The organism is Rhizobium nepotum 39/7 (assembly GCF_000949865.1).
Classification (GTDB): Bacteria; Pseudomonadota; Alphaproteobacteria; order Rhizobiales; family Rhizobiaceae; genus Agrobacterium; species Agrobacterium nepotum.
Window position 1 is genome coordinate 215,633 of record NZ_JWJH01000004.1, and the last position, 17,322, is coordinate 232,954.

General features: G+C 58.5%; 18 protein-coding genes. 6 read left to right on the top strand and 12 right to left on the bottom strand.

Annotated features, from left to right (window positions below; all coding sequences use genetic code 11):
• Position 1: 1 nt before the first annotated feature.
• The 6 genes from RS75_RS05750 to RS75_RS05775 form a co-directional block, all read right to left on the bottom strand.
• Positions 2-1,279, bottom strand: a complete 1,278-nt coding sequence (locus RS75_RS05750; protein ID WP_045018264.1) for an imelysin family protein — start codon at positions 1,277-1,279, stop codon at positions 2-4.
• Positions 1,280-1,433: 154 nt separating this feature from the next.
• Entirely contained in the window at positions 1,434-2,723 is a 1,290-nt protein-coding gene (locus tag RS75_RS05755) for an RsmB/NOP family class I SAM-dependent RNA methyltransferase (protein WP_045018266.1), read from the bottom strand.
• Between the two features lie 60 nt (positions 2,724-2,783).
• Positions 2,784-3,152 carry a septal ring lytic transglycosylase RlpA family protein gene (locus RS75_RS05760; protein WP_045018268.1) on the bottom strand — a complete coding sequence of 123 codons (369 nt, stop codon included), beginning with the start codon at positions 3,150-3,152 and terminating at the stop codon, positions 2,784-2,786.
• A gap of 428 nt (positions 3,153-3,580) precedes the next feature.
• The gene (locus RS75_RS05765) at positions 3,581-4,453 is read right to left on the bottom strand and encodes an SDR family oxidoreductase (protein WP_045018270.1); all 873 of its coding nucleotides are present in this window, start codon (positions 4,451-4,453) and stop codon (positions 3,581-3,583) included.
• 3 nt (positions 4,454-4,456) lie between these two features.
• Entirely contained in the window at positions 4,457-5,608 is a 1,152-nt protein-coding gene (gene queG, locus RS75_RS05770; protein WP_045018272.1) for a tRNA epoxyqueuosine(34) reductase QueG, read from the bottom strand.
• Positions 5,609-5,687: 79 nt separating this feature from the next.
• The gene (locus tag RS75_RS05775; RefSeq protein ID WP_045018274.1) at positions 5,688-6,380 is read right to left on the bottom strand and encodes a glutathione S-transferase family protein; all 693 of its coding nucleotides are present in this window, start codon (positions 6,378-6,380) and stop codon (positions 5,688-5,690) included.
• 158 nt (positions 6,381-6,538) lie between these two features.
• Here RS75_RS05775 and RS75_RS05780 point away from each other — a divergent pair, with 158 nt between their 5' ends.
• Positions 6,539-7,345, top strand: a complete 807-nt coding sequence (locus RS75_RS05780) for an undecaprenyl-diphosphate phosphatase (RefSeq protein WP_045018276.1) — start codon at positions 6,539-6,541, stop codon at positions 7,343-7,345.
• A gap of 608 nt (positions 7,346-7,953) precedes the next feature.
• On the opposite strand, the gene RS75_RS05785 is transcribed toward RS75_RS05780, so the two are convergent.
• The 6 genes from RS75_RS05785 to dnaN all read right to left on the bottom strand — a co-directional run bounded on the left by RS75_RS05785 (position 7,954) and on the right by dnaN (position 12,682).
• A complete protein-coding gene (locus RS75_RS05785; RefSeq protein ID WP_045018279.1) occupies positions 7,954-8,934 on the bottom strand; it encodes a complex I NDUFA9 subunit family protein in 981 nt (326 codons plus the stop codon).
• A gap of 133 nt (positions 8,935-9,067) precedes the next feature.
• A complete protein-coding gene (locus RS75_RS05790; protein WP_045018281.1) occupies positions 9,068-9,355 on the bottom strand; it encodes a DUF1330 domain-containing protein in 288 nt (95 codons plus the stop codon).
• 21 nt (positions 9,356-9,376) lie between these two features.
• The gene (gene pyrF / locus RS75_RS05795) at positions 9,377-10,084 is read right to left on the bottom strand and encodes an orotidine-5'-phosphate decarboxylase (protein WP_045018283.1); all 708 of its coding nucleotides are present in this window, start codon (positions 10,082-10,084) and stop codon (positions 9,377-9,379) included.
• A 4-nt stretch (positions 10,085-10,088) separates the two neighbouring features.
• The gene (locus RS75_RS05800) at positions 10,089-10,685 is read right to left on the bottom strand and encodes a histidine phosphatase family protein (RefSeq protein WP_045018285.1); all 597 of its coding nucleotides are present in this window, start codon (positions 10,683-10,685) and stop codon (positions 10,089-10,091) included.
• Positions 10,686-10,777: 92 nt separating this feature from the next.
• Complete coding sequence (gene pmtA / locus RS75_RS05805; protein ID WP_045018287.1) at positions 10,778-11,371, bottom strand: phospholipid N-methyltransferase PmtA; 594 nt, start codon at positions 11,369-11,371, stop codon at positions 10,778-10,780.
• Between the two features lie 192 nt (positions 11,372-11,563).
• Positions 11,564-12,682 carry a DNA polymerase III subunit beta gene (gene dnaN / locus RS75_RS05810; protein WP_045018289.1) on the bottom strand — a complete coding sequence of 373 codons (1,119 nt, stop codon included), beginning with the start codon at positions 12,680-12,682 and terminating at the stop codon, positions 11,564-11,566.
• Between the two features lie 268 nt (positions 12,683-12,950).
• Here dnaN and rsmI point away from each other — a divergent pair, with 268 nt between their 5' ends.
• From rsmI to RS75_RS05835, 5 genes are all read left to right on the top strand, one after another.
• Complete coding sequence (gene rsmI, locus RS75_RS05815; protein WP_045018291.1) at positions 12,951-13,892, top strand: 16S rRNA (cytidine(1402)-2'-O)-methyltransferase; 942 nt, start codon at positions 12,951-12,953, stop codon at positions 13,890-13,892.
• Positions 13,882-14,250, top strand: a complete 369-nt coding sequence (locus RS75_RS05820; protein WP_045018292.1) for a YraN family protein — start codon at positions 13,882-13,884, stop codon at positions 14,248-14,250. The genes rsmI and RS75_RS05820 overlap by 11 nt, the downstream gene beginning before the upstream one ends.
• A gap of 14 nt (positions 14,251-14,264) precedes the next feature.
• Positions 14,265-14,825, top strand: a complete 561-nt coding sequence (locus RS75_RS05825) for a sugar O-acetyltransferase (protein WP_045018293.1) — start codon at positions 14,265-14,267, stop codon at positions 14,823-14,825.
• Positions 14,826-14,958: 133 nt separating this feature from the next.
• On the top strand, positions 14,959-16,257 hold the full coding sequence (locus tag RS75_RS05830; protein WP_045018295.1) for an extracellular solute-binding protein: 1,299 nt from the start codon (positions 14,959-14,961) through the stop codon (positions 16,255-16,257).
• 84 nt (positions 16,258-16,341) lie between these two features.
• Positions 16,342-17,316: an ABC transporter permease subunit gene (locus RS75_RS05835; protein ID WP_200893616.1), complete on the top strand. Its 975-nt coding sequence runs from the start codon at positions 16,342-16,344 to the stop codon at positions 17,314-17,316.
• Positions 17,317-17,322: the final 6 nt, after the last annotated feature.

Consider the following 17,322-nt stretch of genomic DNA (forward strand, 5'->3'; position numbering starts at 1 on the left):
CCTACTTGAAGACAGTGTTCGGATTGTCGAGGCTGTCGGAACCTTCAAGCTCGATCTTGCCGAGATCGAGCGCCGCGATGACACGTTCGACGGTTTTCGTCTGGTCGAGGAGGCCGTCGATGGCTGCCTGAACCACGGCGTTGCCTTCCTTGTTGCCTTCGCCGATCATCTGGTCGTAGGCCTCGACGGTCTGTGCGCGCTTTTCCATCGCATGCATGGCGTCGAGCGTCTTGTTCAGCTTCGCCGTCATCTCGTCGTTCAGTGCCTTGTCCTTGGCGCCCACCAGTGCCGACAGCGAGGCGCCGGTCATCTTCGTGCCGTCCACGCGGGTATATTCGCCGGTATAGGCCGAAGCGATGCCGATGGCGTCGTTAAGATGCGAATTATAGGTGTTGTCGGAGAAGCAATCATGCTCCTCTTCCGGATCGTGCAGCAGAAGGCCGAGCTTCATGCGTTCGCCCGCCAACTCGCCATAGGAGAGCGAGCCCATGCCGGTGAGAATGGCCGTGAGACCCGCTTTCGGATCGGCTTCCACGGTTTTTGCGGCTTCGCCTTCCGGCGCCCAGGCGTCCACCATTTCCTGAAGATCCTTGATCAGCAGGGTGGAGGCGGATTTCAGGTAGTCGGCGCGGCGGTCGCAATTGCCGTTCGTGCAGCTTTTCTTGTCATAGTCGGTATAGGGGCGGTTGCCCGCGCCGGGTCCGGTGCCGTTCAGGTCCTGACCCCAGAGCAGGAACTCGAGGGCGTGATAACCGGTCGTCACATTGGCTTCGACATCACCAGCCTCGTGCAGGCTTTCGATCAGTTCGGGCGTGATCTTCGAGGCATCTACCTCTTCGCCGCTGATCTTGATCTTCGGATTGGCGATGATGTTTGCGACATACAGCTCGTTCTCGTCGCTTTCGGTGCCGTAGGAACCGTCGACATAATCGATCAGGCCTTCATCCAGCGGCCAGGCGTTGACCTTGCCTTCCCATGCGTCGACCACAGGGTTGCCGAAACGGTAGACTTCGGACTGCTGGTAGGGAACGCGCGCCTTGATCCAGGCTTCGCGTGCGGCCTTCAGCGTTTCTGCGCCCGGCGTTGCGATCAGGGCATCGATCGCCTTGTCCAGCGTCTTCGCCGTGGTGAGCGAATCCTCGTATTTCGCATGCGCGACATCGGCATAATGCTTGACGACAGCGGCGGCGTCGGTCGCGGCGCGGGCGGGAAGCGCTATGAAAGCCGCCGATGCGGCCAGAAGCGCGAAAGACGCGCTGAGAATTGTTTTGCGGATCATGATCCCTCTCCTTGGGCAGGCATGAAATTACTTCACGCTGCGGCAAGCGAGTTCTGACCCAATCACAAACTTGTGTCAAACATTCTAGTTTAGAATGCTTTGAAACAAGCTGTGCGGCATTTTCCAAGTAAAATCAGCGCGTGCAAAACCTGTTTCAGGCTTTGCGTTTCATCACGCAGAAGAAGAAACCATCCGTATCTGTGGTTGCAGGCGTCAGCGTCACAGTCTTTCCGTCGGAGGAATGCGGTTTGTTCGCATTGCCGCCAAAAGTCGTCTGCCAGCGTTCCAGTGCCGAGCCGATGTAGAATTGCGGATTTTCCTCGCAGAAGCGCCTGACCTGCTGTTCGTTTTCTTCGGGCAGAACCGAACAGGTGACATAAAGCAGCTCGCCGCCCGGGCGCACGAAACCCTTGGCTTGCGACAGCGCTTCGCCTTGCTGCTGCACGCGTTCTTCCAGATTGCGTGTCGTCAGCCGCCATTTGGTGTCGGGGCGCCGGCGCCATGTGCCCGTGCCGGTGCAGGGTGCATCCACCAGAACGCGGTCGAATTTTTCATGGAATGGGACAAGCCCGGCTGCGCGGTCATGAACCTGCACATTGCGGGTGCCAGCCCGCTTCAGCCGCTCGATGATCGGCGCGAGCCGCTTGCGATCGGCGTCGAAGGCGTGGACCTGACCTTTGTTGTTCATGCTGGCGGCCATGGCCAGCGTCTTGCCGCCACCACCGGCGCAATAGTCGAGGATCTGTTCGCCCTCATGCGCGCCGGCAAGATCGGCGACGATCTGCGATCCCTCGTCCTGCACTTCGAACCAGCCTTTCTGGAAAGACAGTTCGGCGGTCACGTTCGGCAGGCGGGAGGCACCTTCGCCGGCGGGGATGCGTACACCCTGACGGGCGATATGCGTGGCTTCCGCACCGCTCTCCGCCAGCGCCTTTAGCACCTTGTCGCGGGTGGCTTTCAGTGTGTTGGCGCGCAGATCAAGTGTCGGGCGCTGGTTCAGCGCCTGTGCCTCGGCAAGCCAGCCCTCTCCAAACGCCGTCTCGAAAGAGGATTGAACCCAGTCGGGAATGTCGCCCTGAATATGGGCTGGTGCATCGGAGAGAGAACGGGAAAGAAAGGCCTGTTGCCTTTCTTCGTCGGGCGCGGCGGGGGCAAACTTGTCGCCGTCGAATTCAGCCGCCAATCCCGAAAAGTTTTTGCCCCATTGCCGCAGCAACACGGCATAGCCAAGCGAGGCGGCGCTGTCGTCATCCATCAGCCAGGCGTGCGACAGTTTCATGCGCAGTGCGTCGTAGACGATGTTGCCGATCGCGGCCCTATCACCGGATCCGGCAAAACGGTGCGCAAGTCCCCAGTCCTTCAAGGCATCGGCAACGGGACGCCTGCGTCCCTCAATATCCGCCAATACTTCGATTGCTCCGGCCAAACGCCCGCCTAAACGCATTGTCTACCTCATTTTGCTGATAAGCCGGTTGGTAGACGCGAATGGCGGCAAGGGCAAGGCTCAATCGGCGCTGACGATCTCGTAGCAAACCTTGGCGGTGCCGGAATTGATCATACCGATGTTCTTTGCGGCCGCCTTGGAGAGATCGAGAACGCGACCCTTGATGAACGGGCCGCGGTCGTTGATGCGCACTACCACGGCCTTGCCGTTGCGGGCGTTCGTTACCTTGACCTTGGTGCCGAACCGCAGCGAGCGGTGAGCGGCGGTCATGTTGGCGGCGTTCATGCGCTCGCCAGAAGCAGTCTTGGAGGTCAACGCATACCACGATGCCCCTCCACAACCATTTGCCGCATTCGCCTGAAGAGGCGCGATGATCGAACAGGCGGCTATAGTTGCAGCGGTGAAAGTTATACGACGGATATTCAACAAACTGTGCTTCCCTGAAAATCGGCCCCGCGCCGATTGATTGTGCCCTTGCTAAACGGCCATAAACTGGCCTGAACGCCTTTTGATGCGAGATTGTAGGGCGAGGGAAAAATGGCGAAAAAAAGCTAAGCTCAAATCACGAAGTGTTACAGCCTGTAATATTCGTGATCATTAGCCGGAAATGCGTCGTCTGGCTCTTCCTGTCACAATTCAGGAAAAATAATGCAGAATCAACGCTCAATGGGAATGCTATTGCAAGTCACGGCTTCGTGAATCCACTTCACGAAAAGTGAGTGAAATATTTTTCTAATGACTACGATTTTAGCGAATTTTGTTGGGTTAATAAAATCTTAATTGGCTAAAATGCGACGAAAACCATCCGCAAAACCGGGTTTGGAAGGATTTTTCATCGCTTTCCGTGAGGGGATTCCTCAGCCTCGCCAGAGACCGTTTTTCCACAATTGGGTCAGCGATATTTTATATTCCGGGAACCTGAAATTGAAGCCGAGACCACGGATTTTGGCGTTGGAAACGCGCTTGTTCTCACCATAGAAGGAACGGGCCATCGGCGTCAGATCGGCGGTCTCGAATGCCTGTTCAGGCGGCGGTTCGACGCCCATCAGCGTGGCGGCGAAGCTTACCACATCCTGCGGCGGGCCGGGCTCGTCATCCGTCACATTGAAGATGCCGTGTTGGTTTTTCCCTGCCAGGAAGGCAAGGGCCGCGCCGATATCCTCGACCCGGATGCGGTTGAACACCTGATCTTTCTTCACCAGCCTTCGCGCAGTGCCCTTCTCGAAATTCATGAAGGCATTGCGTCCGGGGCCGTAAATTCCGGAAAGACGCATGATGGCAAGCGGCAGATCGGCCTTTTGAGCGGCCGCAGCCCAGGCGGTTTCGGCGACAACCCGCTCCATCGAACGGGCGGAGACCGGGCGGCACGGAGTTTCCTCGTCCACCCATGCGCCGTCATGGTCGCCATAAACGCCGACGGTGGAGAGATAGGCCAGCCATTTGAGGTTGGGCAGGTGCTTTTTCAGATCGTCGCCCAGAAGCGCAACCAGCGGGTCGCCATCCTTGCCGGGTGCGATGGATTGCACGAGATGGGTGACATTGGCCATTGCGGCGACGAGGTCGTTATTCAGATGGGCGCCATCGAACAGCAACGGCGTCATGCCAGCCGCCGCAAGGCTTGCGAACTTGTCTTTACTGCGCGTGGTGCCTGATATCGTTGCGGCCTCGGTTTTCAGCGCGTTTGAAATGGCCTTGCCCGAATATCCCGCGCCGAAAATCATCACATGCATGGTTCACGCCTCTGCCAGTTGCCATTCCATTTCCGCTTCCGGATCAGGCTCCGGTGCGCGTCCGGCAGAGTATGTACGGAATTCGTCCCTGTCCATAAGCCGCGACAACGCCCATGCGGCCATGCCGCGCACCTCCGGCGAAGGGTCTCTTTCAGCAAGCGACTTGCATTGCTCCACGAATTGCCGGTCGCCAGAGTTTCCCGCCGCGATCAGCACATTGCGGATGAACCGGTTGCGCCCGATGCGCTTGACCGGTGAACCGCTGAAGAAGCTGCGGAATGCAGCATCGTCCAGCGTCAGCAGGAAGGCGATGGAAGGTTCCTGCAAATCCTCGCGCGCCTGCAACTTCATCTCGGAGGCGCTGGCCGCGAACTTGTTCCAGGGGCAGGCGGCAAGACAATCGTCGCAGCCATAGATGCGGTTGCCGATCATCGGCCGGAACTCGTGCGGGATCGTGCCCTTGTGCTCGATGGTGAGGTAGGAGATGCAGCGGCGCGCATCGAGCTGATAGGGGGCGGGGAAGGCGGCTGTCGGACAGGCATCGAGACAGGCGCGGCAGGAACCGCAATGGTCCCTCTCCGCCTCGTCCAGACAGAGTTCGGCGGTGGTGAACATGCTGCCGAGGAACAGCCAGGAGCCATGGGTGCGGCTGACCAGATTGGTATGCTTGCCCTGCCAGCCGAGACCTGCGGCGGCGGCGAGCGGCTTCTCCATCACCGGCGCGGTATCGACGAAGACCTTCACATCCTCACCGGCGCGAGCAGCAAAACGGGTGGCGATCTCCTTCAGCCGTCCTTTGATGACGTCGTGATAGTCGCGATTGCGGGCATAGACCGAAATGGCTGCCTTGTCCGGTTTGGAAAGTATACCGCGCGGGTCTTCCTCAGGCCCGTAGTTCAACCCGAACATGACGATGGAGCGCACGTCGCCCCACAGCGTTTTCGGCTCGGCGCGACGGGCTTCCGTTTCCTCCATCCACGCCATCGTGCCATGGTAACCCTTGTCGAGAAACTGTCTCAACCGCTCCGGCGCGAGCGGAATGCTGTCCGGGGCGGTGATGCGGCAGAGATCGAAGCCGAGCGAAAGCGCTTCCTGACGAACAAAGTCCGTCAGTTTGCGCGCGCGTATCCGCTGCTTGTCGCTGGCAACGTCGATGGTCGTTTCTCCTGCGGGTTACTCTGCGACATATATATGCGTAGCTACACGCCGCAGCAAATAACCGGGAGGCCGGAATTTAGAAATCCAGATCGGCGTAGTGGGAGGAGGGGGCAAGGCGCGGAATGCGCTCGCTGAGGAACGGCCGGAAGGACGGGCGTGATTTCAGCCGCTGGTACCATTCCTTGGCGATGGGCGCTTCGAGCCAGTTGATCTCGCCGAGATAGTCCAGCACCGAAACACCGGCGGCGGCGGCAAGGTCGGCATAGCTCAGCCGGTCGCCGGCAAGCCAGGTGCGCGAACCCGCTAGCCATTCCAGATATTTGATGTGCTGACGAACATTATTGCGGGCAGTACGCAGAAGCTTGGAATCCGGCGGTCCGCCACCCTGTGCGGCCGTCATCTGCAATTTATAGACCCGTTCCCGCACCAGCGGCCGGGTCACGTCGTTCTCCATCTTCTGCAGGAACCATTCCGTCAGGCGGCGGATTTCCGCCCGCTGAAACGGGTCTTCCGCCAGCAAGCGCCTGTCGCGCTTCAAGACCCCGTGCGTTTCGTCGAGAAACTCGGCAAGCACGTAGGGCCCGCTGAGGGATCGCATATTATCATCAAGATAGACCGGCAGGGTGCCCGCCGGGTTCAGCGCCAGAAACTCCCGCCTTCTTTCCCACGGCTGTTCCTCGACGAGATCGGTCTGGAACCCGTATTCCGAAAGGATCAGACGAACGAACCGGGATGCGGTCGACATCGGAGAATGATAGAGAGTTGGCATCGGTACTCAATTTTTACGATTGGTTGTCATGATCGGCATTTGCCGGAAAACTTTTTCAGTTTCGCTTCATCAAGACGCTATAAGAGCTTGGCTACTTTAAAACAAGTTTAACGCAATTGCTTTCCATTGCCGCTTCCCCCTGAAAAAAAGGATACCTCATGGGTGACCAATCGATCATCAGCGCGCTTCTGCTGGGCATCATCGAGGGTCTGACGGAGTTCATTCCCGTTTCCTCAACGGCGCACGTCCTGCTGGCCGGCCATTTCCTCGGCTTCAAATCGCCGGGCAACACCTTTGCCGTGCTCATCCAGCTCGGCGCGATCCTTGCGATCCTTCTTGTGTATTTTCAAAAGCTTGTATCGATCGCCACGGCGATGCCGACAAGCGCCAAAGCGCGCCGCTTCGTGCTGGCCGTCGCCGTTGCCTTCCTGCCAGCGGCAGTCATCGGCGCTCTGGCGCATGATTTTATCAAGACGGTGCTGTTCGAAACGCCGATGCTCATTTGCGTCGTCTTGATTGTCGGCGGAGTGATATTGCTCGCCGTCGACCGGATGCCGCTTAAACCGAAATATACCGACATCATGGATTATCCGCCGTCGCTTGCCTTCAAGATCGGCCTGTTCCAGTGCCTTGCTATGATTCCCGGCACCTCCCGGTCCGGCGCCACCATTGTCGGCGCGCTATTGATGGGCACGGACAAGCGCTCCGCCGCCGAATTCTCGTTTTTCCTGGCGATGCCGACCATGCTCGGCGCTTTTACCCTCGATCTCTACAAGAACCGGGATGCGCTGAGCTTCGATGATGGCGCGCTGATCGCCGTCGGTTTCATTGCCGCTTTTGTTTCCGGCCTTTTCGTCGTGCGCTCGCTGCTGGACTTCGTCTCGCGACGTGGCTTTGCACCCTTCGCCTGGTGGCGCATCGTCATCGGCTCGCTCGGTCTGGTAGCGCTTCTGGTCTTCGGCTGAGCCGGTTTTAGAAATAGCCGCCCGTTTTCGATGGCCGGACTGAAAATAAAAAAAAGCGCCCCGGAAAACCGGAGGCGCTTTTTCTTTGAAGCTTATGAAAGCTGATCAGTTCGCGCTGATCGAAGCCGTTGCGCAAGGGTCGACGCCGTAGGCGGGAGCGCAGCCGCTCTTGCCCGCTGCAACCGTTCCCGGCGCCATGAAAGAACCCGCCAGAACCACCAAAGCCGCACACGCAAAAAAGAGTGCGATAGATCTGCCCATTTTATGATTGCCTTTCAGACGTTCGTTCGCGCGGAACATGCCGCCGTGTGTGAAGTGAGGGTTCGGGATATGTTTGGAATGTGGCGAATATCAATAAAGCAGCTTCTTGAATACCGGGTTAATGCGAAGTCTTTTCCACAGTTGCGCTTGTGCCACGCTTGCATATGGAGACCAGACTGCCGTTAAATTTTACCCGGCTTACCAAAACAGCCCCGGTCGATGCCGCACTTCCCTTTCAGTTGAGGGAAAATGTGCCAATAGCGGATTGGTTGCAATTGGATTGTGCAAAAACAAAAAGCGGGAATGGTCCCGCTTTCGTTTAAATCGTTAAGGCCAGAAAAATGGGTTCAGGCCGCTTTTCCCGCATTGGCGAACTGGCCGTGCTGGCGATACTGCACCATGTAGGATGGCAGGACCGAGGCAACGCGAACGGGTGTGATGCCGATGCCTTCCAGCGTCAGGCCATTCTTTTCTGCGTCAGCGGAAACGATATTGTCCTTTTTCAGCATCGTCACCTGATCGACCGTCAATGGCGGCGTAATCAGCGGCACCAGCGAAGCGATCTTGCCGATCATTGAGGCGACGCCAAAAGGCAGATTGACGAAGGGACGCTGACGGTAGGTCGCGGCAAGAACCGCCTCGAGACAGTCGCGGAACGTCATCACGTCCTGGCCGCCGAGTTCATAGATCGTGCCGGGCTTCAGCTTGCCATCGACGCTGCGGGCCACAGCTTCTGCGACATCCTCGACATAGACCGGCTGGAACTTCGTTTTTCCGCCGCCGATCAACGGCAGGAACGGCAGGCTGCGGGCCATCTTGGCAAATTTGTTGAAGAAATCGTCTTCCGGCCCAAAAATGATCGACGGGCGCAGGATCACAGCGCCGGGCAATGTGGAATGGATGGCGGCCTCGGCGCGGCCTTTGGTGCGGCCGTAACCGGTCGGCGAATTCGCCTCCGCACCGATGGCGGAGATGTGTGTCAGTGTGGCGCCGACGTCACGGGCGGCTTCGGCAATCGCCTTCGCGCCGAATTCCTGCACGGCGTCAAAGGTGTTGCGGCCGCTTTCGGTAAGGATGCCGACGCAATTGACCACATGATCGGCACCTTCGACGGCTTTGACGACGGAAGCGCGATAACGCAGGTTCGCCTGGGCAAACGAGATCTGGCCGACATTGCCGAGCGGCTGGAGGAAGCCAGCGAGATCCGGGCGACGCACGGCCACGCGGATGCGGTAACCGCGCCTGGCGAGCATTCTCACGACATGCCGTCCGACAAAACCCGAACCGCCGAAAACGGTGACGAGGGGGGGAAGGTTGGCCAAGGTCATGGGAGGCTCCTCAGAAGCTGTGAATTAAGCGTTTTTCAGTCTCTTAGCCCAAAGCCGTGCGCGCGTGAAGAGATGTTGTGGTTGGGCTTCGGGCAAGTTTACGGCGCGGTTCCGGAAACCGCGTTGAAGATGATCAAATACCTTCTACAATCATCATATTGGCATCCGCGACTTCCTGACGGATTTTGGCGGCAGCCTGGTATTCGGGCGAGTTGTAGCAATCGATGGCGTGCTGCACCGAGGGAAACTCGATAACGACGTTGCGCCCGCGTGCTTTGCCCTCCAGTTCAGTCACCGAGCCTCCCCGGGCCAGAAAATTGGCGCCGAAGCGTTCGAATGCAGGCTTCGCTGTCGTGACGTAGTCTTTGTAGCGCTCATTGTCGCGGACATCGACCTGAGCGATCCAGTACCCCTTGGCCATTTCGTTTCCTCCGATTAGTCTTTATTGGTTTGCCGGAAAGCTGGCGCGCAGCATGTCATCAAGAATGGCGCGGGCAGCCGCTTTCGGGTCTTCCGCCCTGACGATCGGGCGGGCGACGACCAGGTGGCTCGAACCGGCCCTGATGGCGTCGAAAGGCGTCATCACACGCTTCTGATCGCCGGCCTCGGAACCCGCCGGGCGGATACCCGGGGTGACGACGGCAAGATCGGGACCAAGGATTTCACGCACCGCCGTCGATTCCTCCGCAGAACAGACGATACCGCCCATGCCCGCCTCGCGCGCCTGTTCCGCACGGCGCAGCACCAGCGAACGGGCATCGGAGGCGTAACCGGCCTCGGCAAGATCGGCGTCGTCCATCGAGGTCAGCACCGTGACGCCCAGCAGGCAGAGACCGGAACCTTCGGCTGCCTTGACTGCGGCGCGCATGGCTTTGGGATAGGCGTGCAGGGTCAGCATCGACATGCCCATGCGAGCAATGTTTTCGACGCCGGAGGCGACGGTGTTGTCGATGTCGAGCAGCTTCATGTCGAGAAAGACCTTCTTGCCGCTCTGGACAAGGTCGCGGGCGAATTCAAGACCGCCAGCGAAAACCAGCTGATAACCGATCTTGTAGAACAGAACGTCGTCGCCGATTTTCGACACGATGTCTTCAGCCTGCTGCACAGTCGGAACATCCAGCCCGACGATCAGTTTTTCGCGTGCGGTCATTGTCTCATCCCTGCCATGTTTCCATTGCCGTCCAGTCGCATGTGGGGCGCTGAGCCGCAAGTAAAAATTCGGCGATGGAAAACCGGAAAAGATTGCCGCCGCCGGGCGGCTGGTCCCTGCTGCGGTTGATACCGAGTCCTTCGATATGGCATTTCAAAAGCGTACCCACGCCACCATGGCCGACAAAGGCGATCGGCTGTTGCGGATCGTGCCGGTCGAGAACGGCTTTGGCGGCCCCTACGATCCTTGCCTGCGCATCGATCGCCCGTTCCCAGCCGTGAAAGCTTTCCTGCGGGTGTGCGAAGAACCAGTCCGCCGCCTTTTCGAATTCCGGCGGCGTCAGGAAGCCCGTGGCAGACCGGTCGTTTTCGTGCATTGCCTCGACGATCTCTACTTCCGCACCGGATGTTTCGGCAAGAATGTGGGCGGTTTCGATCGCCTTGGTTTCCGCGCTTGAAACGATCCGCCGTAACGCCTTGGCCCAGGGCAGGCGGCTCGCCTCACGCGCCCGCTGCGCGCCCACATCAGAAAGTCCCCATTGAGGAACCGGAACCGCCGGATCGATCCTGACCTGGGGATGGGTGATATAGAGCGCATGCATGAAAAACGGTCCTCAATGGCGATGGAAAGGGTAAATCAAGACCCTAACCATCTGTCACGACCGGGAAATGACGACATCCGCACTGCCGAACATCAGGCCCGCGTATAGGTCCACAATTGCGCCGGCGGAATGTTGCGCACGATGAAATCGAAATGGCGGATATGGTAGAGATGCGGCTGCGCGACGATGGGCGAAATGGGGCCGTAGGAAATCTGTATGACAGGGCGGCCGTGTGGCACGCGCTTCAGCAATTCGTCGAAAAGCTTGATGCGGGCGGCCATGGGGAAATTCAGCATCGGTACGGCGGAGATGATACTATCGAACATCTGGCCCTTGTGCTCGCCAAGCGTCGCATCGAGATCGAAAGCGTCGCCATTGATGAAGTTGACGCCCGGATAGTTTCTGAGCAGCTGATTGTAGAAGTCGGTCGAATATTCGATGGCGGTCAGGTTTTCGGGCTTGATGCCCCGCGCCAGAATGGCCTTGGTGATGACGCCCGTCCCCGGGCCCAGTTCGAGAACGGGAAGACCTGAATGGGGATTGATGACACTCGCCATTTTCTTCGCCGTGATGGACGATGTGGGGACGATAGCCCCGACTTTTTTTGGCTGGCTGACCATGCCCTTGAAAAAACGAATTTCTTCCTCGAACTTCTGTTCAAGGCGTTGCTTCAGGTTAAGTGCCATAATTCCCCTCAGATGTATTTGGTCATTGTCAAAAAATTGTTACGCAATGTTGATCCCATTTGGCGCAAAAACAAGGCAAAATGTCGTAACTGGAAAAATTCGCCTGCGGTTTGAAATGCCTTCTTAGCAGAATCAAAAAAGCCGGTGACTCGATCCACCGGCTTTCTTGATGAAATTGAGAAAAATCCCGCTTCAAACGCGCATCGGCATCAAAACATAAAGCGCATCGTCGCCGGCAGTGTCGCGAACGAGCGTCGGCGAGCCTGCATCCGCCAGCAGGAAAATCGCGTCTTCACCGGAAAGCTGCGAGGTGATGTCGAGGAGATATTTGGCATTGAAGCCGATTTCCATCGAATCATTGTCGTAACCGACAGCCACTTCTTCCGTCGCGCTGCCTGAGTCCGGATTGTTGACGGTCAGCGTCAACTGGCCGTTGGTCAGCGCCAGTTTCACGGCGCGGCCGCGCTCGGAAGAAATGGTCGACACGCGGTCGACGGCCCGTGCGAATGTCTGGCAATCGACGCGCATTTCCTTGTCGTTGCCGGTGGGGATCACGCGCTGGTAATCCGGGAAGGTGCCGTCGATCAGCTTCGAGGTCAAAACGACCGAGCCGATGGTCAGGCGGATTTTCGCATCCGACACCTCGACGGTAACTTCCAGTTCTGGATTATCCATCAGCTTCTGCAATTCGCCGACCGTCTTGCGCGGAATGATGATGCCCGGCATCCCTTCGGAGCCGGCGGGCGCATCCACATCGGCGCGCGCCAGACGGTGACCGTCCGTCGCGACCGCGCGCAGCTTCAGCTCGCCATTGCTTTCAATGGTGTGGAAGAAGATGCCGTTCAGGTAATAACGGGTCTCTTCGGTCGAAATCGCAAATTGCGTCCGGTCGATCAGCATCTTCAGGTCGGTCGCCTTCAGTTTGAAGGTGTGGCTGAAGGTGCCGGCGGTCAGATCCGGGAAATCGGTTTCCGGCAGGCATTGCAGCGAGAATTTCGAACGGCCGGAGGCCACCGTCATCGAAGAGCCGTCCGGGTTGGTTGCCAGAAGCACTTCGGAACCATCAGGCAGCTTGCGCACGATTTCATAAAGCAGGTGTGCCGGCACGGTGGTCGCGCCTGCCTGCTCCACCATGGCCGGTGTCGCCTCGGTGATTTCGAGATCGAGGTCGGTCGCCTTCATGTCCAGATTGGCGCCGGATGCGCGAAGCAGAACGTTGGACAGGATCGGGATCGTGTTGCGACGCTCTACGACCCTGTGGACGTGGTTCAGCGATTTAAGAAGGTTCGACCGTTCAAGAGTAATACGCATGGACGCTACCGCTTTCAACCGTTGCGAGCCGGCCACCGCCGGATCGATAAAGAAGAGTCTTGACCGGCCAAAAAGCCGGATAATGTGGACGGGCAAAATGGCAGAGTTATTGCAGAAAATGCAAGAGCCGAGTTCATCGGCTACCGGTCATTTTGCTGCTATACAGCATGATCCACAGGCTATGGCCACCCGTGGACCTTGTTCGCCGGTTTTCTATTGCCCATAAAGAGGCGAAAATGGAGCGACCGGCCGGAAATGATCGGCCAGAATGATTGGAAGCCGTGTGACGGAAGAAATATCGAACAGCGATGACAGACCGGCAGCAAAGGGCTTCAGGATCGGCACCGCCGCTATTCCGGCGCGGCCGCTGGAGCCGGCGCTTTATCTTGTCGCCACCCCCATCGGCAATCTGGGCGACATCACCATCCGCGCGCTGGAAACGCTGGCCTCGGCCGATGTTCTCGCCTGCGAGGATACCCGCGTCACCCGCATCCTGCTCGAACGTTACGGTATCCGCACGCGCCCGCTTTCCTATCACGAGCATAATGCCCAGGAAGCGGGGCCGAAGCTCATCGCCGCCCTGGAGGCTGGGAAATCCGTGGCGCTGGTGTCGGATGCCGGAACGCCGCTGATCTCCGATCCCGGTTATCGTCTCGGTCAGCTCGCGCTCGAGGCCGGGCATCGCGTCGTGCCGGTGCCGGGGGCCTCGGCGCCGCTTGCAGCCCTTGTCGGAGCGGGTTTGCCGAGCGATGCCTTTCTGTTCGCGGGTTTCCTGCCGGTGAAGGATCGTGGCAAGCGCGACCGTTTTGCCGAACTTGCGAAAATCCCCGCCACCCTGATTTTTTTTGAATCGCCGCGCCGCATCGGCACCTCCCTCAAGGTGGCGTCGGAAGTGCTCGGTCGCGACCGCCGTGCCGTGGTTTGCCGCGAGCTGACCAAGACCTTCGAGGAGTTCCGGCGTGGCACGCTGGGCGAACTTGCGGATTATTACGACGGGGACCGCGTGGTGAAGGGCGAGATCGTGCTCCTGATAGAGCCGCCTTCCTATGACGACATTCCCGATATCGAGGATGTCGAGAGGCTCCTGAAGGATCTCGTCACAACGATGCCTGCCGCGAAGGCCGCGGCCGAGGCGGCAAAGCTGACCGGCCTGCCGCGCAAGGAGCTTTATCAACGGCTGCTGGATATGAAGGACGCGGATGGCCGCTGACGGGCAAACGAACAAAAGACGAAAGGCCGAGCGACGCGGCCACACTGCGGAATATTGGGCAGCGCTCTATCTGCTGTTCAGGGGATACCGCATCCTCGCCATTCGTTATCGCACCCGGCTGGGGGAAATCGATCTCATCGCCCGCAAAAAGGATGTCGTCGCCATCATCGAGGTCAAGGCGCGGTCTTCCGGTGAAGGCGCCGTCGACGCGGTCGGATTTCGTTCGCAACAGCGCATCCGGGCCGCCGCCGATCTCTGGCTCTCCCGCCGCAGGGATGCCGCGCGGTTTTCGTTGCGTTTCGATATTGTCGCAGTCCTGCCGCGACGCCTGCCGCAGCATTTCATCGACGCGTTTTGAGGGAGGGTAAGCCAATGTCCACCGAGCGGGAAAAAATGGCTGCGGGCGAATGGTACTGCTGCATGGACGCCGAACTGGACGTACTGCGAGGACGCGCCCGCCGGGCCGTTCACCAGCACAATGCCGCGTCGCCGGACGAGCGCGGGGCCATGGCGCCGCTGCTGCGGGCGCTCTTTGCCTCGGTGGCGGAAGGGGCATTTGTCGAAGCGTCGTTTCATTGCGCTTACGGCTTCAACATTACATTGGGTACAAATGTCTATCTCAATACCGGCTGCGTCATTCTCGATTCTGCGCCAGTGCGGATAGGGGACGGCGCAATGTTGGGGCCGGCAGTGCAGATCTATTGTGCCGAACACCATCTGGACCCGGTTCCGCGTTCAAAAGGCATCGAAATGGCAAAACCGGTGACGATCGGTCGCGACGTGTGGATCGGCGGCGGAGCGATACTTTTGGCGGGAGTAACAGTTGGCGACGGCGCGATCGTCGGCGCCGGTTCGGTGGTGACGCGGGATGTCTTGGCCGGAGCGACGGTGGTCGGAAATCCGGCCCGTCCGATAAAGCGGAAGGACGCCTGAGACATCCATTTTTGAAAAAATGGAGTCTGTCTCGCCGGGACTGTAATAAATCTGACACGGAACTGTTAAAGAGACGTCATGGAACGTCTCTATTCGCATCCTCACCCCAATAAATGGTGGAGAGGATTTAGTAATGTTGAAGAAGATTTCCATGGCCGCAGTGGCCGTCAGCATTTCGGCAACGTCTTCCATGGCGGCGACCAACATCACCTGGTGGCACGGCATGGGCGGCCGTAATGGCGAAGTCATCAACGAAGTCTCGCAGAAATTCAACGAAGCCCAGAAGGAATGCGCTCTGACGCCGGTTTCCAAGGGCTCCTACGAAGAGGCTCTGGCAAGCGGTATCGCTGCTTTCCGTTCGGGCGAACAGCCTAACATTCTCCAGGTTTTCGATGCTGGCGCTGCCACCATCATCAACGCCAAGGGCGCTGTCATTCCTGCGGAAGACCTCATCAACAAGGCCGGTTACAAGTTCGACCGCGACGCCTTCATCAACGGCGTGCGCTATTTCTACGCTGCCGCTGACGGCAAGTTCGTCGGCATGCCGTTCAACACCTCCGCACCGATCATGTATGTCAACGACGAAGCCCTGAAAAAGGCCGGCGTCGAGGCACCGAAGACCTGGGAAGATTTCGAAAAGGTTGCGCCGAAGCTGAAGGAAGCCGGTTACATCCCGCTCGTCCAGTCGCAGCTGACCTGGCAGTTCACGGAGAACTTCTTCTCCCGCAACAACATCCAGTTCGCCACCAACAACAATGGTTACGACAGCGTCACCGACACCAAGCTCAAGCTTACCGACCCGAACCTCGTCATGATGTTCGACAAGCTGAAGGACTGGAAAGACAAGGGTCTGTTCGCCTATTACGGCGCCGGCTGGAACGACAACCAGAAGCCGTTCGAAGAAGGCAAGGTTGCATTCTGGATCGGTTCGTCGGGTTCGTTCGGCGGCCTGCAGAAGACTGCAGCCATGCCGTTCTCGGCAACCTTCCTTCCTTACTGGGGCTCCATCAAGGGTGCAGGCACCAACTCCTTCATCGGCGGCGCTGCTCTCTTCGCAATGTCGGGCAAGTCCGAAGCGGAAAACAAGTGCGTGGCCGACTTCTTCCAGTTCCTGACTTCGCCGGAAATCCAGGTCTTCTACCACAAGGCCACCGGTTACGTTGCCATCACCAAGGCCGCCTACGAAAAGGCCAAGGCTGAAGGCTTCTACAAGGAAAAGCCGGTCGCCGAAGTCGGCATCCAGCAGCTGTCGCTGCCGTCTGGCGAATGGTCCAAGGGTTATCGCCTCGGCTTCTACCCGCAGATTCGCGCCGTGATGGAACGTGAATACAACCGTATCTTCTCCGGTGAAGTTACGCCGAAGGACGCCTTCGACATCATCGAGAAGGAAGGCAACGACCTCCTCGCACGTTTCGCCAAGACGGCCGGCTGATCGCCGGTTTCGAAACCAGAAATCGCTATTGAGCCTCCTTTCCAACGGAAGGGAGGCTCATTCTTGGATTAAGGAGGCGCAAGCGTGGCCTATACATCGTCTCAACCGCGTCTGACCCGGTTTTTGTCCGGTCGGGCCGCAAAGGCTGGAAAACCCGTCAGCGCCGCCGAAGCCGGCATGAAGCGCGTGCAATTCTCCTCGTCCTACGTGCCCTATCTGTTTCTGGCGCCTCAGCTCGCGGTGATTTTCATCTTCTTCTACTGGCCGTCCATTCAGGCCGTGCAATCGTCGTTTTACATTGAAGACCCGTTCGGCTTCGGCGCTTCCTTCGTAGGGTTCGCCAATTATTCGGATGCGCTATTCAATCCGGAATATCTCAGCATCGCGAAATTCACGGTGGTTTTCACCGTGCTGGTGACCTTCTTTTCGCTGGCGCTCGGCCTTCTTCTTGCGGTCAAGGCCGATGCGGTCATTCGCGGCAGTTCGGCCTACAAGACGGTGCTGATTTCCATCTATGCCATCGCGCCGCCGGTTGCAGGCCTCATCGGCATGATGTTTTTCGACCAGCATATCGGACCCTTCGTCAGGATGGCCGCGATGCTCGGTTGGGATATGAAGGTCGGCCTCAATTATTTCGACACTGCCTTCGCCATGGTGGTCGTCGCCGTCTGGAAGCAGATCCCTTATAATTTCATCTTCTTCCTGTCCGGGCTTCAGGGCGTCTCCGTTGCCGTGCGTGAAGCCGCCGCCATCGATTGCCGCTCCGGCTTTCGCCGGTTCTGGACAGTCATCATGCCGCTTCTGGCACCCACCGCCTTCTTCCTGCTCATCATCAACATCACCTATGCCCTGTTCGATACGTTCGGGGTCATCGACGTGATGGTGAAGGACAAGGCGGCCAACAATCCGATTACGCTGGTCTACAAGGTGTTTCTCGACGGTTTCCGCGGCAATGACATCGGCGGCTCCTCGGCTCAGTCGGTCATCCTGATGCTGGTCGTCTTCGTCCTGACGGTCATCCAGTTCCGCTTCATCGAAAAACGCATCCACTACAATTGAGGGAAA

What these genes read in the sequence shown, in the direction of transcription:
- rsmI (WP_045018291.1), top strand. Translation starts at nt 12,951, where the DNA reads ATGATTGGAAGCCGTGTGACGGAAGAAATATCGAACAGCGATGACAGA.
- RS75_RS05825 (WP_045018293.1), top strand. Translation starts at nt 14,265, where the DNA reads ATGTCCACCGAGCGGGAAAAAATGGCTGCGGGCGAATGGTACTGCTGC.
- RS75_RS05775 (WP_045018274.1), bottom strand. Translation starts at nt 6,380, where the DNA reads ATGCCAACTCTCTATCATTCTCCGATGTCGACCGCATCCCGGTTCGTT.
- RS75_RS05800 (WP_045018285.1), bottom strand. Translation starts at nt 10,685, where the DNA reads ATGCATGCGCTCTATATCACCCATCCCCAGGTCAGGATCGATCCGGCG.
- RS75_RS05750 (WP_045018264.1), bottom strand. Translation starts at nt 1,279, where the DNA reads ATGATCCGCAAAACAATTCTCAGCGCGTCTTTCGCGCTTCTGGCCGCA.
- RS75_RS05765 (WP_045018270.1), bottom strand. Translation starts at nt 4,453, where the DNA reads ATGCATGTGATGATTTTCGGCGCGGGATATTCGGGCAAGGCCATTTCA.
- RS75_RS05755 (WP_045018266.1), bottom strand. Translation starts at nt 2,723, where the DNA reads ATGCGTTTAGGCGGGCGTTTGGCCGGAGCAATCGAAGTATTGGCGGAT.
- RS75_RS05785 (WP_045018279.1), bottom strand. Translation starts at nt 8,934, where the DNA reads ATGACCTTGGCCAACCTTCCCCCCCTCGTCACCGTTTTCGGCGGTTCG.
- RS75_RS05820 (WP_045018292.1), top strand. Translation starts at nt 13,882, where the DNA reads ATGGCCGCTGACGGGCAAACGAACAAAAGACGAAAGGCCGAGCGACGC.
- RS75_RS05790 (WP_045018281.1), bottom strand. Translation starts at nt 9,355, where the DNA reads ATGGCCAAGGGGTACTGGATCGCTCAGGTCGATGTCCGCGACAATGAG.
- RS75_RS05780 (WP_045018276.1), top strand. Translation starts at nt 6,539, where the DNA reads ATGGGTGACCAATCGATCATCAGCGCGCTTCTGCTGGGCATCATCGAG.
- dnaN (WP_045018289.1), bottom strand. Translation starts at nt 12,682, where the DNA reads ATGCGTATTACTCTTGAACGGTCGAACCTTCTTAAATCGCTGAACCAC.
- pyrF (WP_045018283.1), bottom strand. Translation starts at nt 10,084, where the DNA reads ATGACCGCACGCGAAAAACTGATCGTCGGGCTGGATGTTCCGACTGTG.
- RS75_RS05830 (WP_045018295.1), top strand. Translation starts at nt 14,959, where the DNA reads ATGTTGAAGAAGATTTCCATGGCCGCAGTGGCCGTCAGCATTTCGGCA.
- pmtA (WP_045018287.1), bottom strand. Translation starts at nt 11,371, where the DNA reads ATGGCACTTAACCTGAAGCAACGCCTTGAACAGAAGTTCGAGGAAGAA.